Genomic DNA, 20,319 nt, shown 5'->3' on the forward strand with positions numbered 1-20,319 from the left:
ATAAATTAACACTTATTTATTCCTTTCATAGCCCAAGGCTCCTGAAGGGCATTGATTTATTTGATTAATTAAATCTTCTGTTGACGCATTTTCAGGATTACACCACGGCCTATCCTTTGGCTTGTACACCATAGGCAACAGACGCACACAAACCCCTGCATGAATGCATAATTTTGGTTTCCACAAGACAGTGATTTCTCCATTTGGATGTGGATATTTAATTGTAGTTTCTGACATATAGATAAACTTTGTTGTTTTAAGTTACAAAAACTACAAATAATAAGGAACGAATATGTCAAAATATTATAAATAATTAAATAACTTGTATAACAATAAGTTAATACAAATCCATAACAATTTCATTAAGTTTCTTGGGATTTCACTAAAAATTCAATTACGTTTGGATGATTTTTTTTTCATATATTAAATTTATTTTTTAGAGGGTTACTATTTGGATTTTAGGGTATTAATTAGTGAGTAAGATAAAGCATATATTATCAGCCGAAGTTTCAGATTCTGAAATCATCAATGGCATAGAAAAAGGTGATAATCGTATAATCAACAAGATGTACAAATTATTTTACCCTTCTATAGCACATATGATTACCAGCAACAATGGAACTGATGATGAAGCCAAGGATATATTTCAAGAGGCGGTAATGGTCTTATATGATAAGATTACTCAACAAAAATTTGAGTTAAACAGTAAGCTTAGTACATTTTTGTATGCCGTATCAAGACGATTGTGGTTGAAACAATTGTCAAGAAAGGGGCATTCTACTAATACATCTGATATATCTGATTTTGAAGATATATTACATGTTGAAGATGACATCCAGCAACACCAGGAGATCGAAAATAAATTTGATCAAATGAATGAAGCGATGAGTCAGTTAGGTGAGCCGTGTCAGACCTTATTAAAGGATTTTTATATTAAAAACTTATCAATGCAAGAGATTACAGATAAGTTTGGGTATACAAATAGTGACAACGCTAAGACACAAAAATACAAATGCTTGCAACGTCTCAAAAAAATATTTTTTACTATTAAAATCGCAGAATAACATGCAAAGGCATAAATTCATTGAATGGGCAGACCAATATTTAAGAGGAGAACTTGAACAAATTGATATTCAAGCCTTCGAAGATTTTTGTGCATCAAATCCGGAGTATGCACAGATCTTGGAAGAACATAAAACTTTCTTAATTACCTTTCAACAAAGTGAAAATAGAAATCATTTCAAAGCAGCCTTAGCAGAAGAAGCTACTCACATTGAATCTTATGGCTCACAAAACCATTTTGGTAACAAAGTCATTTCTTTTTGGAGCAAATTGCAGATAAATACAGGTATTGCAGCTGCCGTTGCTTTTATATCGGTATTTACGACATTATGGTTGACAGGTTATTTTACTGATGTTAAAAAAGCAACATCAGATTACAGCGCGTTACGTCGTGAAATGAATTCAGTAAAGCGTAATGTTACTGCTCAAAATAAAGTAATCCAAAATATTAATAAAAACGAAGTACCCAAAAAAGATATTTCATCTCACTTTGGTGCCACGGGATTCTTATTGACAAAAGATGGGTATGTCGTTACAAACTATCACGTAGTCAATGGTGCGGATTCCATTCAATTACAAAATCAAAAAGGAAAAGCATTTCGTGCTGAAATTATACATACAGATGCCGCTAAAGATTTGGCCATCTTGCGCATAGCAGATTCTTCGTTTAGAACTACAAAAACTGTCCCTTATACATTTAAGAAACAATTGACAGATGTAGGTGAAGATATTTACACCATTGGTTTCCCTCGTGATGAAGCTGTATATGGTCAAGGATACTTAAGTTCGAATACAGGCTATTCTGGAGACACTATTGCTTACCAAATTTCCATCCCTGTCAACCCAGGAAACAGTGGTGGTCCCGTATTGGATACTCAGGGTAATGTAGTAGGTATCATTTCTGGTAAACAAAAAGGTATTGACGGAGCAGCTTTCGCAATTAAGACAAAAGAATTGATTGAAACATTAAATAGAATTCCTACAGAATCTCTAAAAGGTAACATTGTATTAAACAATAAGAATTCATTAAATAAATTGAGTCGTACAGAGCAAATTAAAAAGTTACAAGACTTCATTTATATCGTGAAAGTATACTAAGTGAATTAGTCTTAAATCAAACATATTGTAAAGGACACAGCGATGTGTCCTTTTTATTTATCTTTTATTTGTTTGAATATTAGATATTTAATAACTTAGAATTAACATGAAAACTTTTTGGATATATTTATTCATCTTTTTAGGACTATTTATTGCAACTCAGTCTTTCCTGTATTTCTCAAGTAATGAGCATTATACAATAGATTATAAGCAATTTGCTGTTCATCTAATAATAATTATAATATCAGCTGTAATAGTTTCCTTTATTTTGAGAAAAAGAAAAAATCCATATTAACAAAAAGCCAATTAATGACAATTGGCTTTTGAATTACACACTATTTTACAAGTAAGCGTATTATAAATTGGGTTGTGGTGTCACACGAAGATAAGGCTTGATTTCCTTAAATCCTTTCGGGAATTTCGCGGGAATATCCTCAGTCTTAATTGCTGGTACCACGATTACATCTTGACCGTCTACCCAATCCGCAGGAGTCGCTACTGAGTACTCTGCTGTCAATTGTAATGAGTCAATTACTCTTAGAATTTCATTAAAATTACGACCTGTAGATGCTGGATAAGTAAGAGTCAATTTAACTTTACGATCTGGACCAATAACAAATACCGAACGAACTGTAGCCGTAGCAGATGCATTAGGATGAATCATATCGTACAATTCTGCCACTTTACGATCCTTGTCTGCAATGATTGGAAAATCTACAGTAGTATTTTGCGTCTCATTAATATCCTTAATCCACTCCAAATGCTCCTCTACAGGATCAACACTCAAAGCCAAAACTTTTACATTACGTTTTTCGAACTCAGATTTCAATTGTGCTGTCCGACCTAATTCGGTCGTACATACTGGTGTAAAATCTGATGGATGTGAATATAATACTACCCAGCTATCAGCTGTGTATTCATAAAAATTAATATCTCCAATAGTGGTTTGCGCAGTAAAATCTGGCGCATCATCTCCTAATCTTAAACTCATATTATAGTATTTTAAAATTAAATAATCCATTAACCCTACAAATATAGTAGACTTTATTTGAATAAAACATTTTTATTCAAATTGTTTTATTTTTCTACAGTATAGAGCAAATAGTTAGCCAAATTGTGGATATCTCTTTCATCAAAAAATCGGAAACTTACTGTGCCTGCTGCTGTAGATACATGCAAATTTGATGTATGAGAATAGTTTTGAAAAAAAGTTTTCGATATACTTATACTTTGCATTTTTTGCATTGGGATGATAATTTCTTTCTCATTCCATACGCCATACCTTTTTATTAAAAAGTTGTCCATATAAAGCAAGGTGTAATTTCTATAAAACAGATAATTATAAAGGGTATTCAACAGTAAAGCAACGCAAAGCACAGAAATAAGCCAGAATGTCAAATAATCCAAAATAATAACTACACTTAAGAACATCATATAGAAAAATACCATTTTTATCATTCGACTTGTCAACAATCCATTTTTTGGTTTTATGCAAGTTGTCTTATCAAATACATTTGAACCAAATGCTAGTGCATATACTGTATCACGATCAATAATTGATACACCAGGCATCTCAACACTGCTTCTATCTGCCTTTGATTGATCTGTCGTCAATTGTTTTAGCGATAAGACACCTATATTCAATCGTTTGAGTATCTGATTTTGTTTAAAGACAACTTGTTGGATTTTCTTGCTATTAAATATCGTATTTACCTTTTTAATTAGCCCATATTGCATACTAAAATTACCAACAGTATTTTTAATAATCGTAAAGTTGTAATACTTGATGTAATAGCGGAAAATATTGATGATAAAAGGAATAGATAACAATCCAAGTACTACAATCGCTATCATGGTGAATAATGATTCCAATACAAAGATACGCATAGCCTCTGCATCTAAATTTTCTTCTTCAAACTCAAAAGTCTCAAATACATCTTGTATATGTTGGTAAATAGAAACCAAAAAGGCTAAAAATAAAGCTAGCCCCTGTCTATAGTTACTAAACAAACTAACTAACAAAATATTTCTTGAAGGAATTGTTAATACACGATCTAGCTGTGGTTCTGAAACTATGCTATCTCCACCATTAAGCGTGTAAGCTTTATCAATTTTGGATAACAAAATATTTTTCAACTCTTTTGCTGTACCCCCATCCAAAGCATATAAATCAACTTCCACCTTATCACTGCCAGCTGTATCCAAAGTCAAGCTGTACAAGGATAGGGCCTTTTGAAGCATATTCTGTGTAACATTCACTTGCAGAATATTTACAAATTTGATGACAATTTTGGATTTATTAAACAAGCCCTTCTGCACCACAAACTCTTCAGAATCCTCATCTAAGTAAAATTTGAAAGTTTTAAAATTTATAAAAGCAATAACTACCGTCAGCAAGACAAGTGCTATAAAGAATAATGCAATATAAAGGCCATCTAAGTTATTCCAATATTTATACAACAGGTATAGGATAAAAAAGAAGAACTGTCTAATAATTAGTACAAAAGTCTTAACAATATTCAATATATAACCTAAAGAATTTAATCGTTGAGGAAATCGAAATAAATTTTGGTCGTACATATTAGCTATGCATTTGGCGTGTGACTAATTTTTTGGAGATGAACTCTTGTATTTGTGAAACTTTTCCAGCCTCAATTCCAGGGATTCTAAGCCCCTCACCCGCCCCTGCAGTATGAAGTTCAATACTAGACAAACCAAATATTCTAGATAATGCGCCTTCATTGATATCCACATGCTGTACGCTAGCAAATGGAATAATTTTAACAGCTTTAGAGAATATTCCTGAACGATATAGAATATCTTTTTCGCGCACTGCATATCCCCAATACCTCATTGACCAAATATTAGCTAGTAATAAGGCGATTAGAAATATAAAAATGCCTGAAATAATGCATACAAACTCTATAGGCAAAATCTGACCATTAGCAAAATACACAACCGAACAAACTATGACTAATATTACAATAAACAATAGGTAACGTATAAAAACTACATTTTTATACTTCGGTGAGATTTGCTCAAATTCTACCTCCTGCCAATCAGGTAAATTGGAAGTAAGAATCTGGTTATTTGAAAATTCTATCATAAATATATTGTCTAAAATAAGAAAATATTTACACAAAAATATTATGCTAGCATAGCATAAAAAACTATATTTGGGTATGCAACCATATTAAACTTTATTACCATGCATTTTGAACTATCAGAAGAACATAAAATTATACGTGCAGCTGCACGTGAATTTGCACAAGAATTGAAGGTTGGTATCATCGAACGTGATGAAGAAGCCAAATTTCCTTACCAATTTGTAAAAAAAATGGGTGAATTGGGTTTTATGGGTATTATGGTACCAGAGCAATATGGTGGAGCTGGCTTGGATACACTTGCCTATGTGTTGGCTTTAGAAGAAATAGCAAAAATCGATGCCTCAGCTGCAGTAATATTGTCCGCACATAATTCATTAGTAATTTGGGGATTAAACGAATACGGTTCAGAGGAACAAAAGCAGAAGTATTTAGTTCCTCTCGCTAAAGGTGAAAAATTAGGCGCTTTTGCGTTATCAGAACCAGAAGCTGGTTCTGATGCCTCATCTCAGCATACAACAGCAGAAGATAAAGGTGATTATTATTTATTAAATGGAACAAAAAATTGGATTACCAATGGAGGAAATGCAGACATTTATCTCGTCATTGCCCAAACTAATCCAGAACTAGGACATAAAGGGATAAATGTTCTTATTGTAGAAAAAGGGGCTACTGGCTTTACAATCGGACCAAAAGAAAATAAACTTGGTATTCGAAGCTCAGACACACATTCATTAATGTTCACAGACATACAAGTACCTAAAGAAAACCGCATCGGTGAAGATGGATTTGGGTTTAAGTTTGCGATGAAAACATTGGATGGAGGACGAATAGGAATAGCAGCCCAAGCTTTAGGTATTGCCGCAGGTGCTTATGATTTAGCTTTAGCCTATTCGAAAGAAAGAAAAACCTTCGGTAAGCCCATTTCCAATCATCAAGCTATACAATTCAAATTAGCCGATATGGAAGTTGAAATCGAAGCAGCCAGACTCTTGACATACAAAGCTGCCTGGACAAAGGATCAAGGATTACCATATGGCAAAGAGGCCGCTATGGCAAAATTGCATGCTTCGGAAGTTGCTATGAAACAGACTATCGAAGCTGTACAAATCCACGGTGGCTACGGCTATGTAAAAGAATATCACGTAGAACGCCTGATGCGTGATGCTAAAATCACACAAATCTATGAGGGCACTTCCGAAATTCAAAGATTGGTAATTGCTAGAGAGGTGCTGAAATAATGTGATGAACACGAAATATCCGTATTCATCACATTATTTTACCCATTCATCACAATTCTGAAAATTAATTTTCACATCTTAGTATCATTGTGCATATCAAAAGACAAACACAATGAAACCAACAAAAGACCTAATCAACAAAATCGAATTTTGGATCGCGACTATTATATACATTTTAGTCATTTCAACTTATTTTAAAAATACGATTGCGCATGATGTACCCGAAGTAATTTATTTCATAGAAGCCAAAGTGACCTTCTCCTATTTTTACAATTACTTCTTTCCTAAATTCATTAATGCAACATTAGTATATATTGGTTTTCTACTGCTTAATTTCCTTATTCTACAACAATTTCGCAAAGAAAATAGTTATAAACCTATCGCTTATATAGCACTTGCGCTTATCGTAATGAGTACTGCTTTTGGAGTTACAAAAACGCACTTAGATGCATACGAATTAATGACTTATTCAAGCTTACAAAAAGCTTATAATAACTTTTTCTTTAGAGAATTATATCATGCTTTCAAACTTACGATGTATGTTATTGGCTATTTTCTTCTGAAAGAACTCCTAATAGCTAAAGCTTCACAATTAAAAATCAGTGGAGAGCAAAAAACAGTTAAAACATTAGTACTAAGTTTAAGTTCATTATGGTTGATAGGATTTCTATTCATTCAATTTAGTAATTCAGCAAAATTTTTAAATATCACCTGGACTGGTTTGGTCATATCAGCGCTGACGAATTATATATATGTTACCTATTTCTTATTACCCAAATCGAAAACTCAAAATAGATATAACTATTATTTTAGAACATTTATATTTACGTTAACATCATATATCCCCATATCAATTATTCTTATTTTGATAAGTAGAATATTTCATATGGAAGTTGAACAACCTTTTTTTTTATTTCTTATTTTTAGCTTTCCTATAAACATCCTAATCATTGCACCTTTAGCTCAGTTCAAATATAATTCAAATAGAAAAACACGTGAATTGATAGGAAACTTACGAGGTGCTATAGATACGACAAATTCAAATTTGAATCTTTTAAAATCACAGATAAATCCTCATTTTTTGTTCAATACGTTAAATTCTCTTTACGGTACTGCCATTGTCGAAGAAGCACATCGTACCAGTATAGGCATACAGAAATTAGGCGATATGATGCGTTTTATGTTACATGAAAATACACAAGATTACATTTCGCTCAATCGTGATATTGCTTATTTAGAAGATTATATTGTTTTACAGAACTTAAGACTTCAAGACGATTTAAATGACAATATTGTAGTCAATCTAGAAAGATCTATGAAAGATTTTCGCATAGTGCCTATGCTACTAATACCTTTTGTAGAGAATGCTTACAAATTTAGTATTAGTAACCTAACGCCATCAAAAATTGAAATCAGCTTAAAAACAGAAGAAAATGTCCTATTTTTTGATGTGACGAACAGTATCAATCCAATAGCAGAACAAAAGAAAGAGAAAAGTGGCGTGGGTCTGGAGAATGTAAAAAGTAGATTAGAAATATTTTATCCTAACGATTATGAATTAGTCATGCATAAAACTCCTCAACAGTATTTCGTACATTTAAAGATAAACTTAGAAGACAAATTGTAATGAATGTTATAGCCATAGACGACGAACCTATTGCATTGCAAATCATTAAAGAATTTGCTAAAAAAGTTCCTTTTCTCAACATGAAGGGAACTTTTACGAATCCGCTAGAAGCACTTCAGTTTATAGCAAACGAAAAAATTGATCTGGTTTTTCTAGATATTAATATGCCTGATATTTCGGGAATCGAATTGACGCAATCCCTGTCAAAGCCCCTTTCTATTGTTTTTACAACAGCTTATAGCGAATACGCTGTACAAAGTTTTGATTTAGATGCTGTTGACTATTTATTGAAACCTTTTTCCTTTACAAGATTTTTAAAAGCTTGCAATAAAGCACAACATATACTGGCTTTACAAAATTCCGTGAAAGATATACAGGAGGAAGATTTTCTTTTTATAAAAGATGGTTATGAAAATGTGAAAGTAAACTTTAAGGATATACTGTATTTGCAATCGTTTGGTAATTATTGCAAAATATATCTTTCGGAGGGAAAAATATTCGTAAGTAGAATAACTTTAATGGAAATGGAAGAAAGTTTATCTCCAGATTTCGCTCGCTCACACAGAATGTATATCGTGAATAAAAAAGCCATCACAAAATATACAAGATTAAGTTTATTTATTAATGATATAGAAATTCCGATAGGTCCATCTTTCAAAAACATGACGGAAGAACTATTTTAATGCTTTATCAATCTGACTTAAAAAGCCGTAATCTTCAAATGAAAAACTTCCAGAAGATTTCATGTGATATTCAAAAAGTACTTTCGCCTTTTGTAAGATTTCTTTATCCGAATTGAACAATCCATCATACATGAGGAGTTGGGCTAACGGTCTAATTTGTTCGGGTTCTAACGACGAAGCGAAAATAATAATTTCATTTTCACTAAGACTTAACAATTCTTCGCGATCTTTTTTGAAAAACTCCTTATACCCTTTGGGAATAGTTTCTGGCTTTAGATCTTCCAATTGTCCTTCCCATTTACCCACTAGCAAACGAAGGAATTTGCCCATTTCATTAATCCAATTCAGGATTGTATCCTTCTCATATCGAATCCCCATCTGTTATCGTATTTGTCCGTCACCACGAATATACCATTTTTCGGTGACTAACTTTTCCAAAGCAAAAGGTCCACGTGCGTGCAACTTCTGTGTAGAAATACCAATTTCAGCACCTAAACCAAATTCACCACCATCAGTGAAACGAGTAGAAGCATTAGCATAAACCGCAGCTGCATCCACAACTTGCAAGAATGTTTCAATACTTAGTGCATCTTGCGAAACGATACATTCCGAATGTTTAGAAGAATATTTATCAATATGTTCCAAAGCTTCTGAAAGCCCATCAACAGTTTTAATCGAACATTTATAGTCCAAAAATTCACGACCAAAATCTTCTTCTTGAGCCTTAACTAAAAATGGATAATCCATATTTTGAAAATCATTATAAATATCATCTGAAGCAAAGACTTCCACTCGAAAAGAAATAAGCCGTTTTACTAGTTTTTGAACAAAATCCGAAGCTATTGCTTTATCAACCAGTATTGTATCTAATGAATTACATACAGATGGACGAGATGTCTTTGCATTCACAACTATGGAAACTGCTTTATCCAAATCAGCAGTCTTTTCTACATAGGTATGACATACACCTGCTCCTGTTTCAATAACTGGAACTTTAGCATTTTCACGTACAAAATCAATCAGAGATTGTGATCCACGTGGAATAATAATATCCACATACTGCGTTGCAGTCAACAAATCATAGACCAACTCTCTTTCCGTTGGAAGTAATTGCACTAGATTAATATCGACACCTTGACCTAATAATACATTTTGAATTAAATTCACCAAACAAGTGTTCGTGTAAATTGCATCCGAGCCACCACGCAATAAACAGACATTACCAGATTGAATACAAAGTGCAGCTACATCTATAGTCACGTTAGGTCTTGCTTCATATATCACCCCAACTACTCCCAATGCTACCGATTTCTTTTCTATCTGCAGACCGTTTGGCAATGATTTTGAACTTAATGTAACGCCAGTAGGATCAGGCAAATTTGCTACATTCAACACGCTATTTGATAATCCAATAACACGCTCTTTCGTCAACAATAATCTATCGTACTTAGAATCGGAGGAATCCATTCGATCCAAATCCTTCTTATTCTCATCAATTATAGTATCAATTGCTTCTAGTAATGCTTCAGAAATACCAATCATAATCGCTTGCTTTTCTATCTTAGATAGTGCGTTTATGAATTTCTTTGCCTTTTGTGCAGCTATTAATTGGTCTTGTATACTTCTCATAATAAATTCTTATATAAGCACAATATCATCTGCATGTGCTATTTCCAAATTTTTTGTTTTGCTTTTAGCTTTCATCGACAATGAATCAATCTTTGATTTTGCGACAGCTTGAATAGTCCCCTCTTCATCAGCAATATGAAACACCTCTCCCACTTCAAAATGCTCAATGATATCTATTATACCGACCGCAAGTAGACTTTTACGATTAAGTAAAGCATTTAGCGCTCCTTTGTCTATAGTAACCAAACCTTTGATTAGACTACCGCTGGCCATCCATTTTTGTTTTGAAGATACTTTCTTTTCTTGTGCTCTGCATACAGTACCCGCATCACCATTCACTGCTTTAATAATACTATCAACACCTTGCATACAGAAAATCACCACTTCAATTCCCATTTGAGTTGCTAAACGAGCAAAATTTAACTTTGAAGTCATTCCCCCAAGTCCTACAGAAGATTTGTCTTTTCGTGCTAATGATAGAACACTTTTATCAATGGTATCAATTTCCTTGATGACATTGCCACCTGCATCTAATACCCCTGGAACAGAGGTACAAAGTAATAATTTATCTGCCCCGAAACCTGTAGCTATTAGTGTTGCTAGTTCATCGTTATCAGAAAATTTTAATTCTTTATTACTTACAACATCATTCTCATTGGCAATTGGAATAACATTGCTCTTCCAAAGTGTCTCGTATGTACTTTTTAATTGTAAAAACTGTTCTCTATTCGAAAAATGATGTCTTTCACAAAGACTTTGTGCTAAGGCAATTTTAAAAGGCTTGAAGTAAGTAGAATATTTTCTAACTAAAAGTGGATTTCCTATTGCTGCAGCAGCCTTACGTTGCTCTAAAGTTCCTTTGTACTTCGGGATAAATTTCTTGCCTGCAGCCACCGCTCCTGATGATACAATCACTATATTGTATTGTGATTGTAAGACTGAAACTTGTCTAGCAATCTCTAAAATAATTCTTTCATCTATTTCTCCATCTGAAGTCACAGATGCAGAACCGAATTTGATGACTAAAACACCCTTCTTCATTGACACATTTTCAATTATAACTTACTTACATTACCAATTGCGTAAACTTAACAATTGTTCATTACAAAATGAACAAAAGTAACTAAAGAAACTTAACAATTCATATTTCGGAATATTTTTTGCTTAAAACAACAATAATTAATCATGCAAAAAAAATGAAATTTAACCTATTTATTATTAGTTTCTTATCAATTGTTAGTTGTCAATCAAATCGGACTACTTCATCTACGAATACAGACACCCTTTCAATGATAGGAGGCAGTAAAGATAAAAATGGATGTTTGACATCTGCAGGTTATTCTTGGTCTCAATTGAAAAATGATTGTATACGTCCATTTGAATTGGGTATCTCCATGGATATTTTGAACACAAGCAAATCTTATCAAACCGCAGCATTCGTGTACATTGACTCTGTACAAAACAAAGCTGAAATTTTTATTCCAGATGAAGAAAACAGCATTGTCTTAAATCATAGTAATGATACTTTGTTTACAAATGGAAAATTTAATTTGTCCAAGGAAAACTTCTGTTGGACATTGAGCCTAAATAGTATAAAATTATATCAAGAAAGACAATAAGAAAGATTTGGTTACCCAAATCTTTCTTTATACTGTGATTCCATCGCAAACATTTCGTCACGAAGCTTGGCAGCTTCTAAGAAATCCATATTTTTTGCAGCTTTCTCCATTCTTTTACGAACGGTTTCAATTGCTTTCTTAAAATCTTTTTCTCCCAAATACTCCATCAATGGATCTGCAGCTAATATTGACGAAGCATCAGGCTCAATATAAGCTTTAGCTTCTCCAGGTTTGTAATCAGCGACAGAAGTTTGTTCTAATATTTCTTCCCTAGATTTACCTACCGTACGTGGAATGATACCATGCGCTTGATTGTGGGCAATTTGCTTTTCACGACGACGATTAGTTTCATCAATTGTTACACGCATACTATCGGTCATTTTATCGGCATACATAATGACACGCCCCTTATCATTACGAGCCGCACGTCCAATCGTCTGAATCAATGAGCGTTCTGAACGTAAAAAACCTTCTTTGTCCGCATCCAAAATAGCAACTAAAGTAACTTCTGGTAAGTCCAACCCTTCACGCAACAAGTTCACCCCCACCAATACGTCAAATTCGCCCAAACGAAGCCCACGTAGTATCTCTACACGTTCCAATGTCTTTACCTCCGAGTGTATATAACGCACTTTAATATTCAATCTTGACATATATTTTGTCAACTCCTCAGCCATACGTTTAGTCAATGTCGTAGCCAATACACGACCTCCGTCTTTGATAGCCTTATCGACTTCTTCTAAGAAATCATCGACCTGATTAATTGCTGGACGCACCTCAATTATCGGATCCAAAAGACCAGTGGGACGAATAACTTGCTCGACGAAAACACCTTCAGTTTTTTGCAATTCATAATCACCAGGTGTAGCTGACACATAAATTGTCTGATTCGTCAACGACTCGAATTCAGGGAAATTCAATGGCCTATTATCCAAAGCTGCTGGCAATCGAAATCCATGCTCCACCAATGAAATTTTACGTGAACGGTCACCTCCATACATAGCGCGTAATTGTGGTAATGTGACATGACTCTCATCAATAACTAACAAATAGTCTTCTGGGAAATAATCTAATAAACAGAAAGGACGCATCCCCGGTTCACGACCATCAAAGAATCGAGAATAATTTTCAATACCAGAACAATAGCCCAGCTCACGCATCATCTCCAAATCGTAATTCACACGCTCCTCGAGACGTTTCGCTTCCAGCATTCGTCCCTCACTCTCCAATTGTTCCTTACGAGCTACTAACTCCTCTTGAATTGACCAAATAGAGCTAGTGAATTTATCTTTCGGTGTTACGAATAGATTAGCAGGAAAAAGAGACAATGTTTCGTGTTTGATAATGGTTTTGCCACTCACTGGGTCTATCTCTGACAATTCATCTATTTCGTCACCAAAGAAAGAAATACGATATGCCGTATCTAAATAAGCAGGATAAATATCCACTATATCGCCTTTGACGCGAAAAGTTCCTCTTTTGAAATCTGCTGTCGTGCGAGAATATAAGATTTCAACTAACCGATGCAAAAACGCATTTCGCGAGATAACAGTACCTACACCAAAGCGAAATATAGACCTAGAGAAATCTTCTGGATTACCCATACCATAAATACAAGAAACAGATGACACGACTATAACATCTCTTCGACCAGACATCAAAGCCGATGTGGTTGCAAGTCTCAATTTTTCTATCTCCTCATTGATAGCCAAATCTTTCTCGATATACGTATTTGTAGTAGCAATGAAAGCCTCGGGTTGGTAATAATCATAATAAGACACAAAATAGTTGACAGAATTGTTGGGAAAGAACTGCTTAAATTCTCCGTACAACTGTGCTGCTAACGTCTTATTGTGGCTAAGAATAAGTGTTGGTTTTTGTGTTTGTTGAATAAGATTAGCTACCGTAAAAGTCTTTCCAGAACCTGTTACACCAAGCAATGTTTGGTAGGTCTCTCCTTGTTGTACTCCAGCTACCAATTCTTTGATTGCTGCTGGCTGATCTCCCGTAGGTTGATATTCAGATGTAAGCTCAAATCTCATATAATGCCTCTAACGTAAAAATACCAATTCTTTATACCAACTCCTAACATTTAGGATTTATTGTGACGTCTTATAAACATATCTAGATATTTTTTGTTAAATTGAAAAATAAACTCGACAGCTATGATTACGATTCTAACAAAAAAAAACAGTATAGCTAATCAATTCATCAGCGAGCTCCGCCACGTATCTATACAACAAGATCGAATGCGATTCCGCAAAAATCTGGAACGACTAGGCGAAATTATTGCTTACGAGATAAGCAAAACCTTAACATACACTAAAGAAGAGATTGAAACACCACTTGGTATTTCTGAAATGCATACCCTAGATGAACAACCTGTACTGATCACTATAATAAGAGCTGGATTGCCATTTCACCAAGGTCTTTTGAACATTTTTGACCATGCAGATTCCGGTTTTATTGCAGCATTTCGTCACACTAAAAAAAGTGGAGAATTTGAAATTCATAAAAAGTACGAAAACACACCGAACTTAGACGACAAAGTTGTTATCATAGCAGACCCCATGCTAGCGACAGGCCGAAGTTTGGTCTTATGTTGTAAAGAACTATTGAGTCAATACAATATAAAAGAACTACATGTTGCAGCTGTAATTGCTTCCGAAGAAGGCGTACAGCATGTGCGTGCATTTATTCCAGAAGCTCACCTGTGGATTGGTGATGTTGACAACGAATTGACCAGTAAATCCTATATCGTACCCGGACTGGGAGACGCTGGAGATCTAGCCTACGGCAACAAAGATTAAATAACTAATAATATCACAATACATTAATATAAAATGAACAATAGACTACTAACTTCAATACAAAAAATTACAACGTATGGGATGGCAAAAATACAATGGCGAAAATCTTCGCTCCTCTATCAACGAAGCTGTTGAGTCAGCAATCATTAGAGAAAGACAGGTAGGCAACAAACTTAAAGTATACATTGGCACAGACTCTCAAGTCAAACGAAATACTATAGAAATGGCTACTGTCGTTGTCTTTCTCCGCGAACATAAAGGCGGATTTATGTTTACACAAAAAGAAAAAATATCCTACCGTATGAGCATCAAAGAAAGAATGCTCCTTGAAGTACATAAATCCATAGAAGCAGCTTATCAACTTTGTCCTTTACTGGACAAATACGAAGTGGACCTAGAAGTACATGCAGATATCAATACAAATCCAAATTTTGAATCTAATATCGCATTAAAGGAGGCAATGGGATATATATTGGGAATGGGGTTTGTTTTCAAAGCTAAGCCAGAATCTTTTGCTAGTACAAACTGTGCCAACAGAATAGTACAATAAAAGATTTTCAACTGGTCACTACTATTAATTTTCAGTCAAATATTTTGACTGAAGAGAAGACTCATTCTCCCCTCTTTTTTCATTCCAATTTCCCATTAAACACCCAATAGTTCAATAGAATTATGTAATATTGCATCAATGTCACATTCATCTAATTCGTTCATAAAAATTGCTGTAGTAGGCCCTGAATCTACAGGAAAATCTACAATGGCCAATTATTTATCAAAAGAATTAAACACTTTTTGTGTGCCAGAATATGCAAGATACTATTGCGAAAATCTCAACAAACAGTATACACTAGAAGATGAGATAAATATGTTTCACGGACAACGGGCACTAGAAACAGCTATATCGAGTAACATTGACAACAATATTCTGATATGTGACACTACGATATTGACGGTGAAAATTTGGTGCGATCACCTATTCCATTACACACCTCCTATAGTCCTTCAAGAAATCACTAAAAGAAAATATGATTTGTATTTACTAATGGATATTGATTTACCTTGGGAAGATGATCTATTGCGCGATTTTCCCAATGAACGACAATATTTCATGAAAATATGGAAAGAGGAACTTGGAGCTATACAAGCGAATTACCAAATAATAAGCGGTTTGGGAGATGAGAGATTAAAATATGGGTTAAAGATTTGCCAAGAGTTTATTCGTAATTCAAAATAAATATCCTAACAACACACACGAACACTTCAAATAAAAAAAGGTTTCAATCTCATCGATAAAACCTTTTAAATATTTTTATTTACAATTTTACATTGTAACCATTGATAACACACCTTTGACTTTATAAACAGCTTTCACAGCACGTTGATCTATAAAGATATCATCATAATCAACAGAATTCTTAGCCACTAATTTCCATTTAACCTCATCGAATCCCCTCACAAAACGAATTAGATTAATATGTTCTGAAATAATTAAATATATATCACCATATATAACTGCAGATTTATCAACTTCTTTTACAAAAACAATGCTTGCGTGCTCAATCTCTGGGGACATAGCTTCACCTTCATTAACTATTGCAAAATCACTACCTGATAATATAGGTATCTCCAATTCATGAGCCGGGGTCATTAATGACAAATCCGTCTTGAAATCATCCAAACTAATATTAAATAAAGGAATCTTACAATAACTATCTCCATCCTTAAGCATATTACCTTCACCAGTAATCAACCAAGCCTCATTGATATCAGGGAAATGAGATGCAATAGTACCCGCTAAATTTTTGCTAATAGCGTAATTTCCACGCTTTATTTGATATAATCTTTCAGCACGATTTAGACCTATTTCCTTTGCAAATGAATTTACATTAAATCCTAAATATTGTATTACTTTCTCAAGACGTTCCCAATTAGACATTTTATTATATACAGCTATTAATTAAATTAATTATACAGTAGTGATTCTTTCGTAATTCAATGAAACAAAAATAAGACCAAAACTTCAAAAACTAAAATATTTGACTAAAAACAATAAAACAATTGTATAAAACAATTTTATATTGTAATTTTACATCTACAACTTATTGTAGACAACTTATAGTAAACTGTTAACTTTAATCTATGGAATGAAAAGCCAATCATCTGATGATCGTAACACGAACAAAATAGATAATACAGAAGACATAACTAAACAAGACATTATTAACTTAGCATTGTTAAAAAACATCAATTTCAAAGACAAAGACTATGCAAAAGAACACATTATAATACAGAAGAAAAACATCAAAACATCATATGAAGTAGAAATAATTGACATTGATGGACAAAAACATAAGTTAATATTTGATTTAAAGAAATACAGTAAATAAATTTCAAAAAAAATTTGCTGCTGCAATATTATATTGTATTTTTACAAAAAATTAATTTTAACATCTAAAACTATTAAAAAAACAATAATTCGAACTAATCTCAAAAAGCGAATATGAAAATTAGAAATCTATCCAAACTAGCCTTAGCTGTAGCTATTAGTAGCTCAGTAGTATTAGAAGGCTGTAAGAAGTATGATGACGACATCACACGACTTGAACAGGGCATCGATCAAAACAAAAATGACATTGCCTCACTAAAAACTCAACTACAAACATTATCAGCGACAAACGTAGTTGAATCAGTTACTTCAATCTCAGGCGGTTTTAGAATTACATTCAAAAATGCAGCTGGACAATCTACTACATACGATGTGGTAAATGGTGCTGCTGGTGCTGCTGGTGCTGCTGGTGCTGCTGGTGCTGCTGGTGCTGCTGGCACTCCAGGTACACAATGGAGAATCAACTCTACTACTGGAGTGTGGGAAAGCTCGACAAACGGTACAGCTTGGACTGCAACTACTGTAAAAGCTGCTGGTACTAATGGTACTAATGGTACTAATGGTACTAATGGTACTAATGGTACTAATGGAGCCGCTGGTAAAGACGGTGCTACTCCTCAAATTAAAAAAGGTACTGACGGTAAATCATATTGGTTTATTAACGACACTAACACTGGAGTACAAGCAAGCGCAGGAGACATTACTTTAGTAGCTGTTGATGGTGGTTACAATGTTGTTTTCACAGATTCAAAAGGTGTTGTATCTGAAACTGTATTCTTAGGTAAAGAACAAGTAGCCGTAAGCAACTTAGCATTAGTTCCTACTTATACACAAAATAACACTCCAGTTATATTTTTCCCTCGTATTGTAAATGATGTAACTAACAAGGTTACTAAGTTACAAGGTTACGGTACAGTCAAGTATAACTTAAACCCTTATGGTGTTGCTATTGCAAATTTTGATGCAAATGGTTTATTAGCTAAATATACTGACGAAGTTACTTTTAGATCTACTGGATCTGGCGCTGCTATTAGTTCAGATTTCTCAGTAGTAAATTCAGTAAAAACTTTTGGAGATATTTCAGTAAATATTAAACCTAAAGGTCAAGGAACAGGAAATACTACAAGTTCAATTTTCAAATCATCTCAACCTTTATTTGTAGCTCTTCAAGTAGAAAACAAAAAAGCAGCAGAAGGTCAAAAATTCGTTGCATCGAATTACAACTTAGCTAAAGAAGAAATTGTTGAAATTGATGAAGTTACAATTGAAAAAGCTGTTAAAAACAACACAACAGGTGATAAAGTAACGTTATTAAATGGAGTTACCCCTACGTTCACAGCAGGTGCATACGCAGATGGCGGCAGCAGCAGTTCAGCATTAGCCTTTACTCAAGTATCTGCTTCAGCAAGAACTAAAGCAGATTTCCAATTGCACTTCAAAAACGATGCATCTGAGAACTTAGATAATAATTCAGCTTACAACAAGGTTGGTGTAGTACTTGACACTGAATTAAGCGGTTTCTTCTACCGTACACAAGTTGGTAATGTTACTAAATCTATGGATGATTACGGTTTAGGTGACTACAATATCAGATACGACTTAGATCACTATGCGGCTACAGACCCACAGAAGAGAGATTGGTTAGATTTAGATACTGAAACGGGTAAAATTTCTGTTAAGATATCTACTACAAACAGTAAAACTTACAACTCTGCAGCTGTTAATAATCATGCAGTAGTTAGAGCTAGATTATACTCAGGAGCTGGAAATGCATCAACTGATTTAATCGCTACTCGTTATATTAAAGTAGCTTTCATACAAAATAAAGCAGAAGTAATTGATGTAACTGGTACTGTTAATCACAAAGTTGTATTAGCAAATAACTCAAACAAAACTATTACTTGGGATACACCAACAACACTTGATGCAGCATACAACAAAACAGGAAAAACTGCACAAGACTTCCACGCTGTATACACATTCACTGCTGCTACAACAAATCCAGTAGGTATAACATTCAACACTGCTACCATGAATAATACGACACAAGGTACAGATAGAGTTATATCGATCGCAAACACAGTAATGCCTAAAACATACATCTTAGAAGGTACTTACAAATCATCAACTTCATCTGATCCTGAGGTAAAAGTTAAAATAACTGTTAATGTAACTAATGATTTAATCACAAACATTAGCAAAAAAGCACCATTCTGGGATACAGCTTTAACTTATGGTATTATCAACGGTAAAGATGTTGCAGGTACTTGGAAATTGAATGCAAATCTTTGGGATTATTTTACTGAGACTACAGTAAATGACGCAACGAAACCAAATACTACATATGAATTCTCAGTTAATACTCCTACGAATAACATCGCAGTTAATGGATCTGAGGTAACTCTTAATGATGCGGATGCTACAGCTCGCACAAAAGTAAACAATGGTGATGTTTCGTTACGAGTAACTAGAAAAGTAAACGGTGTAATATATGATATTACTGACTTTAGTAAAGACTTTAATGTTAAATTCATAAACCCTGTTAAAGCTATTGAAATTAAAACTCCATACAGAGAATTTAAAGACAAAGAAACATCAGGAACGAATACTTCTCTTGTTGACGTAAGACAATTAGTTAAATTAACTGACTTTAACAATACAGTATTATTTAACTATAACGGAACTACATTCACAGCAGACAATTCATTAATGGGTAAATACGGAGTGTCTAATATCAACACTGCCAACAACTATCAATTTACTCTAGTTGAGTTTGTACGTGCAGAAGATATGAGTGGTAATAACATTTCATTAGCATCAACAAGCCGTGCATACTACTCAGGTAATGACTTAGTATGGGAAAACACAGGTGCTAATTTACAACAAGCTATTAACCTTGTATTTAAAGTAACGGTTACTAACAAATTTAACCAAGGTGACGTAACAAGCACTAAAGGTGAAGTTGTTAAAGAATTCAAAGTTAAAGTTAACCCAAATATCTAATAAAATAGATTGATGGACTATACGAAAAGGGTGGCATATGCCACCCTTTTTTTGTAC

General features: G+C 33.9%; 20 protein-coding genes. 11 read left to right on the forward strand and 9 right to left on the reverse strand.

Annotation, left to right across the window (positions count from 1 at the left end; translation table 11 throughout):
• Positions 1 to 12: 12 nt before the first annotated feature.
• On the reverse strand, positions 13 to 237 hold the full coding sequence (locus IPZ78_RS08385) for a (4Fe-4S)-binding protein (RefSeq protein ID WP_225552633.1): 225 nt from the start codon (positions 235 to 237) through the stop codon (positions 13 to 15).
• A gap of 236 nt (positions 238 to 473) precedes the next feature.
• Here IPZ78_RS08385 and IPZ78_RS08390 point away from each other — a divergent pair, with 236 nt between their 5' ends.
• Both IPZ78_RS08390 and IPZ78_RS08395 read left to right on the forward strand, forming a co-directional pair.
• A complete protein-coding gene (locus tag IPZ78_RS08390) occupies positions 474 to 1,064 on the forward strand; it encodes an RNA polymerase sigma factor (protein WP_317197575.1) in 591 nt (196 codons plus the stop codon).
• Between the two features lies 1 nt (position 1,065).
• Positions 1,066 to 2,160 carry a S1C family serine protease gene (locus tag IPZ78_RS08395; RefSeq protein WP_225552635.1) on the forward strand — a complete coding sequence of 365 codons (1,095 nt, stop codon included), beginning with the start codon at positions 1,066 to 1,068 and terminating at the stop codon, positions 2,158 to 2,160.
• Positions 2,161 to 2,515: 355 nt separating this feature from the next.
• On the opposite strand, the gene IPZ78_RS08400 is transcribed toward IPZ78_RS08395, so the two are convergent.
• The 3 genes from IPZ78_RS08400 to IPZ78_RS08410 all read right to left on the reverse strand — a co-directional run bounded on the left by IPZ78_RS08400 (position 2,516) and on the right by IPZ78_RS08410 (position 5,266).
• Positions 2,516 to 3,151 carry a peroxiredoxin gene (locus IPZ78_RS08400; protein ID WP_225552637.1) on the reverse strand — a complete coding sequence of 212 codons (636 nt, stop codon included), beginning with the start codon at positions 3,149 to 3,151 and terminating at the stop codon, positions 2,516 to 2,518.
• Between the two features lie 86 nt (positions 3,152 to 3,237).
• Positions 3,238 to 4,740, reverse strand: a complete 1,503-nt coding sequence (locus IPZ78_RS08405; RefSeq protein WP_225552639.1) for a PH domain-containing protein — start codon at positions 4,738 to 4,740, stop codon at positions 3,238 to 3,240.
• A gap of 1 nt (position 4,741) precedes the next feature.
• Positions 4,742 to 5,266 carry a PH domain-containing protein gene (locus IPZ78_RS08410; protein WP_225552641.1) on the reverse strand — a complete coding sequence of 175 codons (525 nt, stop codon included), beginning with the start codon at positions 5,264 to 5,266 and terminating at the stop codon, positions 4,742 to 4,744.
• A 102-nt stretch (positions 5,267 to 5,368) separates the two neighbouring features.
• Between IPZ78_RS08410 and IPZ78_RS08415 the strand changes: the two genes are divergently transcribed.
• The 3 genes from IPZ78_RS08415 (at position 5,369) to IPZ78_RS08425 (ending at position 8,815) form a co-directional block, all read left to right on the forward strand.
• The gene (locus tag IPZ78_RS08415) at positions 5,369 to 6,505 is read left to right on the forward strand and encodes an acyl-CoA dehydrogenase (protein WP_225552644.1); all 1,137 of its coding nucleotides are present in this window, start codon (positions 5,369 to 5,371) and stop codon (positions 6,503 to 6,505) included.
• Between the two features lie 112 nt (positions 6,506 to 6,617).
• Positions 6,618 to 8,132 carry a sensor histidine kinase gene (locus IPZ78_RS08420; RefSeq protein ID WP_225552645.1) on the forward strand — a complete coding sequence of 505 codons (1,515 nt, stop codon included), beginning with the start codon at positions 6,618 to 6,620 and terminating at the stop codon, positions 8,130 to 8,132.
• On the forward strand, positions 8,132 to 8,815 hold the full coding sequence (locus IPZ78_RS08425) for a LytR/AlgR family response regulator transcription factor (protein WP_225552648.1): 684 nt from the start codon (positions 8,132 to 8,134) through the stop codon (positions 8,813 to 8,815). Before IPZ78_RS08420 ends, IPZ78_RS08425 begins: the two co-directional genes overlap by 1 nt.
• Here IPZ78_RS08425 and IPZ78_RS08430 read toward each other — a convergent pair.
• Genes IPZ78_RS08430 through proB form a run of 3 tightly spaced genes read right to left on the reverse strand, consistent with a single transcriptional unit; the run spans position 8,807 to position 11,485 of the window.
• Positions 8,807 to 9,193, reverse strand: a complete 387-nt coding sequence (locus IPZ78_RS08430) for a hypothetical protein (RefSeq protein ID WP_225552650.1) — start codon at positions 9,191 to 9,193, stop codon at positions 8,807 to 8,809. The two genes, IPZ78_RS08425 and IPZ78_RS08430, sit on opposite strands and share 9 nt — an antisense overlap.
• A gap of 3 nt (positions 9,194 to 9,196) precedes the next feature.
• The gene (locus tag IPZ78_RS08435; RefSeq protein WP_225552651.1) at positions 9,197 to 10,444 is read right to left on the reverse strand and encodes a glutamate-5-semialdehyde dehydrogenase; all 1,248 of its coding nucleotides are present in this window, start codon (positions 10,442 to 10,444) and stop codon (positions 9,197 to 9,199) included.
• Positions 10,445 to 10,453: 9 nt separating this feature from the next.
• On the reverse strand, positions 10,454 to 11,485 hold the full coding sequence (gene proB, locus IPZ78_RS08440; protein WP_225552653.1) for a glutamate 5-kinase: 1,032 nt from the start codon (positions 11,483 to 11,485) through the stop codon (positions 10,454 to 10,456).
• Positions 11,486 to 11,640: 155 nt separating this feature from the next.
• Between proB and IPZ78_RS08445 the strand changes: the two genes are divergently transcribed.
• Entirely contained in the window at positions 11,641 to 12,063 is a 423-nt protein-coding gene (locus IPZ78_RS08445) for a hypothetical protein (RefSeq protein WP_225552655.1), read from the forward strand.
• Positions 12,064 to 12,074: 11 nt separating this feature from the next.
• Here IPZ78_RS08445 and uvrB read toward each other — a convergent pair whose 3' ends face one another.
• Positions 12,075 to 14,105, reverse strand: a complete 2,031-nt coding sequence (gene uvrB / locus IPZ78_RS08450; protein WP_225552657.1) for an excinuclease ABC subunit UvrB — start codon at positions 14,103 to 14,105, stop codon at positions 12,075 to 12,077.
• Positions 14,106 to 14,228: 123 nt separating this feature from the next.
• Here uvrB and upp point away from each other — a divergent pair, with 123 nt between their 5' ends.
• From upp to IPZ78_RS08465, 3 genes are all read left to right on the forward strand, one after another.
• Positions 14,229 to 14,873, forward strand: coding sequence for a uracil phosphoribosyltransferase (gene upp / locus IPZ78_RS08455; protein ID WP_225552659.1), 645 nt, complete (start codon positions 14,229 to 14,231; stop codon positions 14,871 to 14,873).
• A gap of 76 nt (positions 14,874 to 14,949) precedes the next feature.
• Positions 14,950 to 15,423 carry a ribonuclease H-like YkuK family protein gene (locus tag IPZ78_RS08460; protein ID WP_225552661.1) on the forward strand — a complete coding sequence of 158 codons (474 nt, stop codon included), beginning with the start codon at positions 14,950 to 14,952 and terminating at the stop codon, positions 15,421 to 15,423.
• Positions 15,424 to 15,561: 138 nt separating this feature from the next.
• Positions 15,562 to 16,107: an AAA family ATPase gene (locus tag IPZ78_RS08465; protein ID WP_225552663.1), complete on the forward strand. Its 546-nt coding sequence runs from the start codon at positions 15,562 to 15,564 to the stop codon at positions 16,105 to 16,107.
• 87 nt (positions 16,108 to 16,194) lie between these two features.
• Here the strand turns inward: IPZ78_RS08465 and IPZ78_RS08470 are convergent, their stop codons facing one another.
• Positions 16,195 to 16,809, reverse strand: coding sequence for a S24 family peptidase (locus IPZ78_RS08470; protein WP_225552665.1), 615 nt, complete (start codon positions 16,807 to 16,809; stop codon positions 16,195 to 16,197).
• 208 nt (positions 16,810 to 17,017) lie between these two features.
• Here IPZ78_RS08470 and IPZ78_RS08475 point away from each other — a divergent pair, with 208 nt between their 5' ends.
• Both IPZ78_RS08475 and IPZ78_RS08480 read left to right on the forward strand, forming a co-directional pair.
• Complete coding sequence (locus IPZ78_RS08475) at positions 17,018 to 17,260, forward strand: hypothetical protein (protein ID WP_225552667.1); 243 nt, start codon at positions 17,018 to 17,020, stop codon at positions 17,258 to 17,260.
• 113 nt (positions 17,261 to 17,373) lie between these two features.
• Complete coding sequence (locus tag IPZ78_RS08480) at positions 17,374 to 20,262, forward strand: hypothetical protein (protein WP_225552669.1); 2,889 nt, start codon at positions 17,374 to 17,376, stop codon at positions 20,260 to 20,262.
• The last annotated feature ends 57 nt before the right edge of the window (positions 20,263 to 20,319 follow it).

It is taken from the genome of Sphingobacterium bovistauri (genome assembly GCF_020295405.1).
In the GTDB taxonomy this organism is placed as follows: Bacteria; Bacteroidota; Bacteroidia; order Sphingobacteriales; family Sphingobacteriaceae; genus Sphingobacterium; species Sphingobacterium bovistauri.